General features: G+C 70.1%; 10 protein-coding genes. 6 read left to right on the top strand and 4 right to left on the bottom strand.

Features of this window, described 5'->3' with window-relative positions; translation table 11 throughout:
* Positions 1 to 49: 49 nt before the first annotated feature.
* Positions 50 to 937, bottom strand: a complete 888-nt coding sequence (locus tag ACZ6O0_RS02375; protein WP_465763005.1) for a RecB family exonuclease — start codon at positions 935 to 937, stop codon at positions 50 to 52.
* 126 nt (positions 938 to 1,063) lie between these two features.
* On the opposite strand from ACZ6O0_RS02375, the gene ACZ6O0_RS02370 reads away from it, so the two are divergent.
* From ACZ6O0_RS02370 to arc, 4 genes are all read left to right on the top strand, one after another.
* Positions 1,064 to 1,921 carry an intradiol ring-cleavage dioxygenase gene (locus ACZ6O0_RS02370; protein ID WP_465763004.1) on the top strand — a complete coding sequence of 286 codons (858 nt, stop codon included), beginning with the start codon at positions 1,064 to 1,066 and terminating at the stop codon, positions 1,919 to 1,921.
* A gap of 48 nt (positions 1,922 to 1,969) precedes the next feature.
* The gene (locus ACZ6O0_RS02365; RefSeq protein WP_465763003.1) at positions 1,970 to 3,121 is read left to right on the top strand and encodes a site-2 protease family protein; all 1,152 of its coding nucleotides are present in this window, start codon (positions 1,970 to 1,972) and stop codon (positions 3,119 to 3,121) included.
* 41 nt (positions 3,122 to 3,162) lie between these two features.
* A complete protein-coding gene (locus ACZ6O0_RS02360) occupies positions 3,163 to 4,119 on the top strand; it encodes a tRNA (adenine-N1)-methyltransferase (RefSeq protein ID WP_465763002.1) in 957 nt (318 codons plus the stop codon).
* Positions 4,120 to 4,188: 69 nt separating this feature from the next.
* The gene (gene arc / locus ACZ6O0_RS02355) at positions 4,189 to 5,934 is read left to right on the top strand and encodes a proteasome ATPase (RefSeq protein ID WP_465763001.1); all 1,746 of its coding nucleotides are present in this window, start codon (positions 4,189 to 4,191) and stop codon (positions 5,932 to 5,934) included.
* Between the two features lie 69 nt (positions 5,935 to 6,003).
* Here the strand turns inward: arc and ACZ6O0_RS02350 are convergent, their stop codons facing one another.
* Entirely contained in the window at positions 6,004 to 6,855 is an 852-nt protein-coding gene (locus ACZ6O0_RS02350) for an alpha/beta fold hydrolase (RefSeq protein WP_465763000.1), read from the bottom strand.
* A 128-nt stretch (positions 6,856 to 6,983) separates the two neighbouring features.
* On the opposite strand from ACZ6O0_RS02350, the gene ACZ6O0_RS02345 reads away from it, so the two are divergent.
* Together ACZ6O0_RS02345 and ACZ6O0_RS02340 are read left to right on the top strand one after the other, a co-directional pair.
* A complete protein-coding gene (locus ACZ6O0_RS02345; RefSeq protein WP_465762999.1) occupies positions 6,984 to 9,800 on the top strand; it encodes an ATP-binding protein in 2,817 nt (938 codons plus the stop codon).
* Between the two features lie 59 nt (positions 9,801 to 9,859).
* Complete coding sequence (locus tag ACZ6O0_RS02340; RefSeq protein WP_465762998.1) at positions 9,860 to 10,213, top strand: hypothetical protein; 354 nt, start codon at positions 9,860 to 9,862, stop codon at positions 10,211 to 10,213.
* Positions 10,214 to 10,227: 14 nt separating this feature from the next.
* Here the strand turns inward: ACZ6O0_RS02340 and ACZ6O0_RS02335 are convergent, their stop codons facing one another.
* Both ACZ6O0_RS02335 and ACZ6O0_RS02330 read right to left on the bottom strand, forming a co-directional pair.
* Positions 10,228 to 11,043: a hypothetical protein gene (locus ACZ6O0_RS02335; protein ID WP_465762997.1), complete on the bottom strand. Its 816-nt coding sequence runs from the start codon at positions 11,041 to 11,043 to the stop codon at positions 10,228 to 10,230.
* A complete protein-coding gene (locus ACZ6O0_RS02330; RefSeq protein ID WP_465762996.1) occupies positions 11,040 to 11,621 on the bottom strand; it encodes an RNA polymerase sigma factor in 582 nt (193 codons plus the stop codon). The genes ACZ6O0_RS02335 and ACZ6O0_RS02330 overlap by 4 nt, the downstream gene beginning before the upstream one ends.
* Positions 11,622 to 11,644 lie beyond the last annotated feature (23 nt).

Raw genomic sequence — 11,644 nt, 5'->3', positions numbered from 1 at the left:
GCGACGAACGCTATCCACCCAGGGTTCCTCCGCGGCCGGGTGGCTGGCCTCAGCCGTCGACGCCGACCAGATCCACCCCGGCGGATTCGGCCGCGACCTCCTCGACCGAGCGGGTCGGGAGCGGCGGTGGCGTGCCGCCCCAGGCCGGGCAGAGGGCCTTGTGGTCGCACCACTCGCAGAGCGGACCGGGGCTGGGCCGCCAGTCGCCGGACTCGAGTGCCCGGGTGATCGCCGTCCACAGTGCTGAGACCTTGCGTTCGCAGGCACGCAGGTCGGCCTCGTCCGGCACGTACCGAACGATCTCGCCGTTGCCGAGGTACACGAGCTGGAGCATCGCGGGCACGACGCCGCGCAGCCGCCAGAGCACGAGCGCATAGAACTTCATCTGGAACAGCGCCTTGGCCTCGAAGAACTCCGACGGCGACCGGCCGGTCTTGTAGTCGACCACGCGAATCTCACCGGTCGGCGCGACATCCAGGCGGTCGACATACCCCCGCAGGACCAGGCCCGACTCCAGGGCGGTCTCGACGTACAGCTCTCGCTCGGCCGGCTCGAGAGCGTTCGGGTCCTCGAGGGTGAAGTACTTCCCGAGCAGCTGATGCGCCTCGGCCAGCCACTTCGCCAGCTCCTCGCCGCTCGCGTCCTCGGCGAACAGCTCGGCGACCTCGGGCTCGGCCTCCAGCACCTGCTGCCACTGCGGCTCGAGCATCTCGGCCGCGTGCTCCAGCGTCCGCTGACCGCGCGGCAGGTCGAACAAGCGCTCCAGCACCCCGTGCACCACCGTGCCGCGGACCGCGGCGGACGAAGGCTTCTCCGGCAGCCGGTCGATGACACGGAAGCGATACTTCAGCGGGCAGCTCATGAAGTCCGCGGCCCGCGACGGCGACAACGCGCCACGCGGGTGCCCATGCACATCGACCTCGGCTGCAACGCTCATACCGAAACCCTAGGCGCTGCGACCGACACTTCGTGTACGCACCACCCGGACCTGTGGAAAACCGTTCACAGCGAACTCCCAGCGAACTTTCGGAAGACCATCGGCCGCGCTTGTCAGGCTGGTTGCATGACGCCACCACCGAAGCCACCCCGTGAACACGATCTGGGCCTGGAGTACGACCTCGGCACGCTGCACCGCCGGCGGTTCCTCGGCCTCTTCGCCGGCGCCGGCCTGGCCGCGGTGGCCGGCTGCTCGGCCGACGACACCGACTCGGTCACTGCCGACCCCACCACGACCACGACCTCGCCGACCGCCACGTCCGGTACGCCGACCGCATCCACTACCACTGGTACGACGGAGGTCGACGAGATCCCGGAGGAGACCGGCGGACCCTATCCGGGCGACGGCTCCAACGGGCCGAACGTGCTGACCGAGTCCGGCATCGTCCGCAGCGACATCACCAAGTCCTTCGGATCCGCCTCCGGCGTGGCGACCGGCGTACCGCTCACCGTCGAGCTGACCGTGCTCGACGCCGACAAAGACACGCCACTGGAAGGCGCGGCCGTCTATCTCTGGCACTGCGACGCCGAGGGCCGGTACTCGCTCTACTCCGACGGCGCGACCGACGAGAACTACCTCCGCGGCGTCCAGGCGGCCGACGGGTCCGGCAAGGTCACCTTCACCACGATCTTCCCGGCCGCGTACATGGGCCGCTGGCCGCACATCCACTTCGAGGTCTACGCGAGCCTGAACGAGGCGACTGCGGCCGGGAAGATCACCCGGACCTCCCAGCTCGCCCTCCCCAAGGACGCCTGCGAGACCGTGTACGCCACCGACGGGTACGACGGCAGCGCGCAGAACCTGGCGCAGACATCGCTCGAGAACGACAACGTGTTCGGCGACGACGACGGCGTACATCAGCTCGCGACCGTCACCGGGGACACCAGCAAGGGGTACGTCGCCACGCTCGACGTGGGCGTTTGAGGCGGGTATGTAGCACGGTGTTACCTCCGGGCAAGTAGCGTTGGGTCGATGCCAGAACCGCGTGATCCTCAGAACCCCGCCCAGCCCGCCGGCCCACCGCCGGGGACCTGGGTTCTCGGTCGTATCCGCGGGATCAAGCTCACGATGCGGTTCACCTGGCTGCCGGTGGCGATGCTGCTGGCGATCGGGTTCGCCGCGATCATCGGCCAGCAGTTCCCGGACCTGGGCGGCTGGCGCTACCTGGCCGCGTTCGCGTTCGTGGTCGCGTTCACCCTGTCGATCCTGCTCCACGAGCTGGCCCACGCGCTGATGGCGATGCGGTTCGGCATCCCGGTCTCCGAGATCAACCTCGGCTTCTTCGCGGCCGGCACGCACATCGAGGGCGAGCGGAAGTCACCACTCGAGGAATTCGCCGTCTCGGTGGTCGGCCCGCTCGCCTCACTGGTCGTCGGCGGGCTCGCCTACCTGGGCTCCCGCGCCATCGACGAGGGCGTCGGGTACGTCGCGCTCTGGGAGCTCGGGATCGCGAACCTGATCGTCGGCGTGACCAACCTGCTCCCGGGCCTGCCGCTGGACGGCGGCTGGGTGCTGCGGGCCGTCGTCTGGAAGATCACCGGCAACATGCACACCGGCACGGTCGTGGCCGCCTGGGCCGGCCGGGTGCTCGCGATGCTGGTGCTGGCGGCGCCCGTCCTGATCGAGGAGATCTGGGACCGCCAACCGAGCCTGATCGACTTCGTCATCGCGGTGCTGGTCGGCTGGTTCCTCTGGATGGGCTCGACGGCGTCGCTCATGCAGGCCCGGCTGCGCCGCAAGCTCCCCGCGCTGCAGGTCCGCACGATGGCGCGCCGCGCCATCGCGGTCCACTCCGGTACGCCGATCTCCGAAGCGGTCCGGCTCGCCGGTGAGGCCCAGGCCGGGGCGGTCGTGGTCATCGACGGCGACGGCAAGCCGCACGCGCTGGTGTCCGAGTCCGCGGTCGCGGCGGTCGCGCCGAACCAGCGTCCGTGGACCACCGTGAGCGAGGTCGCGACCCGCATCGGCGCGGGCCACATCATCGGCATCAACGACACCGGCGAGGAGATCCTCGCCACGCTCCGCGAGCACCCGGCCTCGGAGTACCTGGTCCTCGACGCGAACGGCGCGGTGTACGGCGTCCTCGCCACCACGGATATCGAACGCGCGTTCCGCGGGCGCTGAATTACTGCCGACGGGCGGCCCGAAGTTAAGGTGAGCGCCTTATGGCTGACTTGCGTGACTTTCCTGACCAGGCGTTCTCCGGGGTCCACCACGGCCCGTTGCAGGCGGGGGAGTGGATCACCCTGCAGGACTCCAAGGGCCGCCGGCACTCGGTGTTCCTGGAGCGCGGGAAGATCTTCCACACCACCAAGGGCGGGATCGCCCACGACGACCTGATCGACGGGCCGGACGCGGTGGTGATCAAGTCCAAGGGCGGCGTCGAGTACCTGGCGTTGCGGCCCCTGATGGCCGACTACTCGGTTTCGATGCCGCGGGGCGCGGCCGTGATCTACCCGAAGGACACCGCGCAGATCGTCACGATGGCCGACATCTTCCCAGGTGCGAAGGTGGTCGAGGCGGGTGCCGGTTCCGGTGCGCTGACCACCGCGCTGCTGCGGGCGGTCGGCGTCCACGGGCAGGTCGTCTCGTTCGAGCGGCGGGAAGATTTCGCCGAGGTGGCGCGGAAGAACGTGACCGGTTTCTTCGGCGGCGAGCACCCGGCCTGGCGGCTCGAGGTCGGCGACCTGGTCGAGAAGCTGAACGAGCGCGACGTGGACCGGGTCGTCCTGGACATGCTCGCGCCGTGGGAGTGCGTTGACGCCGTCGCTGAGGCACTTTCACCCGGTGGGGTGTTCTGTGCCTACGTGGCCACCACGACGCAGCTGAGCCGGTTCGTGGAGACGCTGAGGGCACACGGCGAGTTCACTGAGCCGCGCGCGTGGGAGTCGCTCGTGCGAGACTGGCATGTAGAGGGCCTGGCAGTGCGGCCGGGCCATCGGATGCAGGGTCACACGGCGTTCCTGGTCACGGCTCGGCGGATGGCGCACGGGGTGCAGGCACCCCGGAAGAAGCGGCGTCCGGCGCCCGGCGCGTACGGCGACGATTACCAAGGGCCTCGTCGTACGGAAAAGTCCGAAGACATGCCGGGAGCAACGGATTCATCCGCAACCGACACGTGATGGGATACAGCTTGCCCGGCGAGGTTTTCTGGGTAAGGTCCATAGGGTCGAGCCCCACATGGTGAGGTGATGATCGTGGCTGGAGACGAGAGTCCTACCGCGGCAGAGCTGCGTAACCAGGTCCGGTACCTGGAAGCCGAGGTCGCGGCGTTGCGACGTCGGCTGCTCGAGCACCCGGCGGACAGCCGGTCGCTCGAGAGCAGACTGTCCGAAACCCAGGCCTCCTTGGCGAGTGTCACCGCTCAGAACGAGCGGCTGGCCGACACGCTGCGGGAGGCGCGAGAGAAGATCATCGCCCTGAAGGAGGAAGTCGACCGACTGGCCCAACCGCCGTCCGGATTCGGCACCTTCCTCGGACGCAACGAAGACGACACGCTGGACGTGTTCACCGGTGGCCGCAAGCTCCGGGTCGCGGCCAGCCCGTCGGTCGACCTGGACGCACTCAAGCTCGGCCAGGAACTGATGCTGAACGAAGCGCTCAACGTGGTCGAGGCCTGCGACTTCGAGGTCGTCGGCGACGTGGTGATGCTGAAGGAGCTGCTGGCCGACGGCGAGCGGGCGCTGGTGATCGCGCAGGCCGACGAGGAGCGGGTCGTCCGGCTCGCCTCGCCGCTGATGGACCAGGCCCTGCGGGCCGGTGACTCGCTGCTGCTGGAGCCCCGCTCCGGCTATGTCTACGAGAAGATCCCGAAGTCCGAGGTCGAGGAGCTGATCCTCGAAGAGGTCCCGGACATCGACTACACGCAGATCGGCGGTCTGAGCGGTCAGATCGAGCAGATCCGGGACGCGGTCGAGCTGCCGTACCTGCACAAGGACCTGTTCCTCGAGCACGAGCTCAAGCCGCCGAAGGGCGTCCTGCTCTACGGCCCGCCGGGCTGTGGCAAGACGCTGATCGCGAAGGCGGTCGCGAACTCACTGGCCAAGAAGGTCGCCGAGCGGACCGGGGTGGACGGGCAGAAGTCCTTCTTCCTCAACATCAAGGGCCCGGAGCTGCTGAACAAGTACGTCGGCGAGACCGAGCGGCACATCCGGCTGGTCTTCCAGCGGGCCCGGGAGAAGGCCTCCGAGGGCATGCCGGTGATCGTGTTCTTCGACGAGATGGACTCGCTGTTCCGCACCCGCGGCAGCGGTGTCTCCTCCGACGTGGAGAACACCATCGTCCCGCAGCTGCTGAGCGAGATCGACGGTGTCGAGGGTCTCGAGAACGTCCTGGTCATCGGTGCCTCGAACCGTGAGGACATGATCGACCCGGCGATCCTGCGGCCCGGCCGGCTGGACGTGAAGATCAAGATCGAGCGCCCCGACGCCGAGGCGGCCCGGGACATCTTCTCGAAGTACCTGACCACCACCCTGCCGCTGCACACCGACGACCTGAGCGAGTTCGGCGGCGACAAGGCGGAGTGTGTGAACGGGATGATCCAGCGCACCGTCGAGCGGATGTACACCGAGGCCGACGAGAACCGGTTCCTCGAGGTCACCTACGCCAACGGCGACAAGGAGGTCCTGTACTTCAAGGACTTCAACTCGGGCGCGATGATCCAGAACATCGTCGACCGGGCCAAGAAGATGGCGATCAAGGCCTACCTGGACGAGAACCAGAAGGGCCTGCGGGTGCAGCACCTGCTGCAGGCGTGCGTGGACGAGTTCAAGGAGAACGAAGACCTCCCGAACACCACGAACCCCGACGACTGGGCCCGCATCTCCGGCAAGAAGGGCGAACGGATCGTCTACATCCGCACCCTCATCTCCGGCAAGCAGGGCACCGAGCCCGGCCGCTCCATCGACACCGCCACGAACACCGGTCAGTACTTGTAACGAAACCCGGCGAACGGCCGTTGTCAGTCTCTCGACTGCCGGCGGCCGTTCGGCATTCCAGGAGCCCGCCTACCCGGTGACCCGGCGGCTCAGCTCGGCGAGTTCGCGGTTGAAGTGGCCGGGTTGTTCCAGGTGCACGGTATGGCCGACGCCGTCGTACCAGGCGGCCTCGGCGGTCGGGCAGGTCGCCAGCACGTGTTCTGCCATCGCCGGGAGCACCACCGTGTCGGCCCGGCCGTGGGTGACCAGCAGCGGCACCGTGAGGGTCCGCAGTACGTCGTCCTCGTCGATCTCGCGGGCCGCGAGGTTGGCCCGGATCCGGGCCGGGACGGACATACTCGCCGCGAGCAACAACTCGGTGTCGTCGGCGGCGAACGGGGTGGCCGGGAAGGCCTTGATCAGGCCGCGCGCACCGCGGATGTTGGACGGCAGGTCGTCCGCGATCAGATCGGGGAAGTTGTCCAGGAAGCCGGGGCCGATCAAGGTGCCGAACGCCGCCGGGCCGAGCCGGACCGCGCCGCCGACGAAGTCGATGCCTCCGATCCGGTCTTCGCCGTACGCGCGCACGTAGTCGCAGATGACGAACGCGCCGTACGACCAGCCGACCACGACCGGCCGGTCGAGGCGCAACTGCTCGATGACCGCGGCGAGGTCGTCGGCCCACAGACCGGCGCCGGTGTAGTGCTCCTGCTCCAGCGGCGCCTCGGACATGCCGTGGCCGCGCAGGTCGTACGCGACGAGCCGGAACTCGCCGGCGAGCGCGCTCTCGTACTGCTTCCACCAGCACTGATGGCTCTGCGACAGGCCGTGGATGAACACGATCGGTGGCCCGTCCGGCCGGCCCCATTCGCGCACGTGCAGGCGCAGACCGCCGCCGCCTCGCAGGGTGTGGATCGTCGGCTGCTCGATGACTGCGGTCATGGCCCCTCCTCGGTTCGTCCGGTCGACTCGATCGTCACCGTGGGCCGGCCGGTGCGGCATCGGGAACGAGCTACGTATCCCTGCTTCGCCGCCTACGTATCCGGCGATGGCCGCGTGATACTGGCCGGATGAAGGCTCGCGCGAGCGACGTGTTCGTCGGGCGCGCCCGTGAACTCGAGGCGCTCGAGGGCGTGCTGGACGCTGCCCGGGCCGGCCGGGGCGGGGCGGTCCTGATCGCGGGCGAAGCCGGCATCGGGAAGACCCGGCTGACGTCCGAGCTGTGCGCCCGCGCCCGGGACGCCGGGTTCGAAGTTCTGCTCGGGCGCTCGATCGACCTGGTCGGCACGGAACTGCCGTACCAGCCGTTCGCGCAGGCGCTGCGTCCGTTCGGTGACCTTCCGCGGGCGGACGGCCAGCAGTTCCGTGTCTTCGAGGACATCCTGGATCTGCTCACGGACCGGGCGGAGTCCGCGCCGGTAATGCTCGTCCTCGAGGACCTGCACTGGGCCGACACGTCCACGCTCGATCTCGCGGTGTATCTCGCGCAGTACGTCGACGACCGGCCGGTGCTGCTGGTCGCGACGTACCGGGCGGACGAGCCGTCGTCGGCCGAGCGCATGCTCCGGCTCGCCAGCGGAGTACGGCGTTCGGGATCGGCGCTGCTCGTGGACCTCGGGCCGCTCGACCGTGCCGACGTGGCCGCGCTGGTCACGTCGTACGCCGTCCCGCCCCGGGCCGACGCCGATGCGATCGTGGCCCGGTCCGAGGGCAACCCGTTCTTCGCGCAAGAACTCATCGCCGCGGCCGGCGGTGGTGCTCTGCCGCGAGGCTTGCGCGAGCTCCTGCTACAACGGGTCGACCGGCTCGACCAGCAGGCCCGGGCGGTCGTCCGGATCGCGTCCGCCGCCGGCCGGGAGGTCGGATACTCGCTGCTGCGAGCGGTGGCGGTGATGCCCGAACAGGACGTTCGTGCGGCGCTGCGGCAGGCGGTCGAGCACGGCGTACTGGTCGCCGAAGCGGCGACGAGCAGCTTTCGGTTCCGGCACGCTTTGCTGGCCGAGGCGGTGTACTCGACCCTGCTGCCGGGGGAGCGCGAGGAGATCCACGAACGCCTCGCCGAGGAGCTCGCTCGCAGCGGCTCGGTCGCGCCGGCCGAGCTGGCACCGCACTGGGCGGCCGCGGGGCGCGCGGCGGAGGCGCTGGCCGCGTCGGTCGCCGCTGCCCATGAGGCGGTGGCGGTCGCCGGTCTCGCCGAGGCGCGGGCGCATCTGGAACGAGCGATCTCGCTGTGGCCGGCGGTGGCGAACGCGGCCGAGCTCGCCGGGTCCGATCTGGGCGGTCTCTGTTCGTGGGCCGCCGAGCTCGCCAGCGACACCGGCGAGGGCCCGCGGGCGGTCGAGCTCGCCCGGCGCGCGATCGACCTGGCCGGCGTCCGCGATCGGCGTCGGGCGGCGCTGCTGCAGGTGCGCCTGGGGGAATACCTCCACGAGATCGGCAGCGATCTGGCCGGACTCGCGGCGCTGGCGCGGGCGGTCGAGCTCGCACCGGCTGAGCCGTTGCCGGATCGGGCGTACGTGCTCGCCTCGCTGGCCGGCGGACTGATGGTCGCCTGGAGCCATGCGGAGTCCGTCCTGCTCGCTGAGAAGGCGTTGGCGCTCGCGCGTGAGGCCGATGCCGGCGAGGCTCTGGTTCGGGCGCTGACCGTGCATGGCGCCGACCTCGTCTATCTGGGCCGGACGGAGGAAGGCCTGGCCGATCTCCGCGAGGCGCTGCGGCTGGCCGAGGAGATCGGCGACCGGGTCGGGCTGGATCGGGTGTACGTCAATCTGACCGACGCCCTGACGATGCTCGGTCGGCTCCGGGAGTCCGTCCAGGTCGGCCGCCGGGGTCTGGAGGCGATCCACCGGTACGGCATCGACAGCGCCGTACTGGTCTCGAATCTGATCGAGGCATTGCTGGCGCTGGGCGAGTGGGACGAGGCCGATGCGCTGAGCGCGGCCGCGCTGCGGTCGACGATGGCGAGCTTCCCGTACATGCTGCTGATGCTGCGCGCCGATCTCGAGGTCGGCCGTGGTGACTTCGAGGCGGCTCGGGAGCACATCGACGCCGCCCTCGAGACGCTGCGTCCGGACCGGGGTTTGGGCATCTACGACATCGACCTGGCCGAACTGGCGTTATGCGAACGGCGATGGGCCGACGCTGCGGAGCACGCGAGCGCGGCGCTGGAACGGATGGGCTCCGTCGAGGCCGGCCAGCTTCGGGTGTGGTTCTGTGCCAAGGGGCTGCGAGCACAGGCTGAGCTCGCCGCGGTGGCCAGGACCCGGCGCGATGCCGACGCGGAGCGGAGCGTGCTCGACCGCGCTGACCAACTGGTCGCGAACGCCCGTCGCGCAGCCGAGGACGCGGTGTCGGTCACGCCGGTCAGCACTGCCTGGCTGGGGCTGGCCGAGGCCGAGTACGAGCGCGCTCGGGGTGGCGCCGGTCCAGAGTTGTGGGCCGACGCCGCGGATCGGTGGGCGCACCAGGACCGTGCACCGCTCACCGCCTACTGTCAGTGGCGCCAGGCGGAGGCCTTGGTCACGGCCGGAGCGTCCCGGGACGAAGCGAGCATTCCGGCCCGCTCGGCCTATCAGGTCGCGGTCCGGATCGGTGCGCAGCCCTTGAGGCGCGAACTCGAACTGCTCGCGGAACTGGCCCGACTGCGGCTCATGGTCCCGGGGGCCGAGGCGGAACCCGCCGAAGGTCTGGATCTCGGGCTCACAGCCCGCGAGGCCGAGGTGTTGACCCTGCTGTCCCGCGGCTGCACCGACCGCGAGATCGCGGCCGCGCTGGTGATCAGTGTCCGGACGGTCGGCGTCCACGTGTCGCACATCCTGCGGAAGCTCGGCGCGGCCAACCGGATCGAGGCCGCCGCGATCGCGCACCGGATGTCCGGGCTCACCTGAGGGGTGCGACCGGGGTTTCCCTGATTACGGGGATGGTGGGCCGGGCTTAGCTTGCTGGTATGGCGACGGATGAGGTGCGGAAGGACCTGCGGGCGGCGGTGGCCGCGCGGCAGGAGTTGGGGCCGGAGTACGAAGCGGAGCTCATCGACAGCTTCCTGGAGAAGCTGGATGCGCGTGCTGCCCAGGTCCCCGTCGCCGCGCCGGCCAGGCCGGTGAAAGAGAGCCGGGAGAACGATCCGGGTGGTCTCGCGCTCGCCATCGTGTCCGTGGTCATGGGGGTTCCGATCACCGCGATCGCGGCCACTCAGGAGGGCACGATCGCGGTGATCGTCTGCTGGGGTGGTCTGGTCGGGGTCAACCTGGCGCGCTCGTTCTCGCGGCTGGCGGGCAGGTCGGCCTACCGCCGGCGCTGACCCGCCCCACGCGACTAGAGCTTGACCGGGACCGGCCGGCCGGCGGCGTCGAAGGCACGGACCTCCTGCTTGAGGCGGTCGCCGTTCTTGAACTTTCCGGGTGCCTGGACCTCGGTGTAGGCGAAGCCTCGGTCGACGACGCCGCTGGTCCACTCGCCGACCTGACCCTTCCACACGTACCGGGCCTCGACCCTGGCGATCTCCGGGCGGGCCCGGTAGATGGTCCACGCCTGCAGGGTGCCGCTGTCGGCCGTCAGGTCGGTGTCGTTGATGCCGAGCACCACCAGGCCCTGCGCGGCCGTCGGGCGGGCGTTCCAGGCCTTGTCGGCGATGACAGCGACCGTTCCGACAGCGCCGAGCCGGGCGGACTCCGGCGTACGCGTCATGCAGACCCTGAACCCCAGCTTGGCGATGGAGGGGTGACTTCCCGCCGTGTTCACGGCCACCGCGACCGACGCCGTGCTGTCCTTGGTGATCCCTCGCACGTGGCGGCTCCAGAGCACCCTGGCGGTGCCCGTCTCCCTCGGGAACGTGCATTCGTTGCCGAGCTTCGACCAGTCGGCCCGCGGAACCGCTCCGAGGTCGACTCCGACCCGGGCCGGAGTCGCGGCGACTCCGGCAACTCCCGGGTCGCTCGAAGACCGGCTGGTGATGACGAGCGTGCCGGCCACCACGGCCGCGACGGCTCCGACGGCCACCACCGGGGCGACCCAGCGCCGGGTCGAGTGGCCGCGCTCGGGCATCGACTTGTCCATCACCTGGTTGCGGAGCCGGGACCGCCGGGACGAGTCCAGCGGGGGGACGGGCGGCGGGTCGAGCTGCGTGGTCATGAGAGCTCCTCGGTGAGAGCGACCCGCGTCAGCAGGTCGGGGAAACGGCGACGAGTGCGGTGCAGGCGGGCCTTCACGGTTCCGACCGGTACGCCGAGGGCGTCGGCGGCCTCGGCCATCGTGAGGCCGGACCAGACGACGAGCTCGAGGGTCTCGCGTTCGTGCCGGGGGAGCTTGGCCGTGGCACGACGGATCGCCGACATCCGGCGCTCGTCGTCCAGCCGGCGGGCGACCTCCCCGGCGTGATCGTCGTCGGGTGCCGGGTCGGGCAGGCGGTCCAGGAGTCTGCGCAGCCGGCTCGCCGTACGGAAGAGGGCCCGGCACTCGTTGCCGGCCACCATCAGCAGCCAGCCGCGGGCGCTCGGCCCGGTCAGCGGGCCCGGCGGGTTGCGCTGGAAGCGCCGCCAGGTGTTCAGGAACGTCGCCTGGACGACGTCCTCGGCAGTACTCCAGGACGCGGTCCGCCGGAACGCGAAGGCGTGGACGTCGTCCGCGTAGCGGTCGAACAGCTCGCCCAGCGCGAAGTGGTCCCCGCTCCGCAACCGGTCCCACAGCTCCGGATCGGATCCCGTGGCCATGACCGGCTCCACATCGTCAGTCA

It is taken from the genome of Kribbella sp. NPDC048837 (genome assembly GCF_055586945.1).
The sequence above is the reverse complement of the archived record's forward strand: the minus strand, read 5'-3'. Positions and strand labels throughout refer to the sequence as shown.

Coding starts and splice junctions, on each gene's coding strand:
- ACZ6O0_RS02375 (WP_465763005.1), bottom strand. CDS start 937: ATGAGCGTTGCAGCCGAGGTCGATGTGCATGGGCACCCGCGTGGCGCG.
- ACZ6O0_RS02370 (WP_465763004.1), top strand. CDS start 1,064: ATGACGCCACCACCGAAGCCACCCCGTGAACACGATCTGGGCCTGGAG.
- ACZ6O0_RS02360 (WP_465763002.1), top strand. CDS start 3,163: ATGGCTGACTTGCGTGACTTTCCTGACCAGGCGTTCTCCGGGGTCCAC.
- ACZ6O0_RS02335 (WP_465762997.1), bottom strand. CDS start 11,043: ATGACCACGCAGCTCGACCCGCCGCCCGTCCCCCCGCTGGACTCGTCC.
- arc (WP_465763001.1), top strand. CDS start 4,189: ATGATCGTGGCTGGAGACGAGAGTCCTACCGCGGCAGAGCTGCGTAAC.
- ACZ6O0_RS02345 (WP_465762999.1), top strand. CDS start 6,984: ATGAAGGCTCGCGCGAGCGACGTGTTCGTCGGGCGCGCCCGTGAACTC.
- ACZ6O0_RS02330 (WP_465762996.1), bottom strand. CDS start 11,621: ATGGCCACGGGATCCGATCCGGAGCTGTGGGACCGGTTGCGGAGCGGG.
- ACZ6O0_RS02340 (WP_465762998.1), top strand. CDS start 9,860: ATGGCGACGGATGAGGTGCGGAAGGACCTGCGGGCGGCGGTGGCCGCG.
- ACZ6O0_RS02350 (WP_465763000.1), bottom strand. CDS start 6,855: ATGACCGCAGTCATCGAGCAGCCGACGATCCACACCCTGCGAGGCGGC.
- ACZ6O0_RS02365 (WP_465763003.1), top strand. CDS start 1,970: ATGCCAGAACCGCGTGATCCTCAGAACCCCGCCCAGCCCGCCGGCCCA.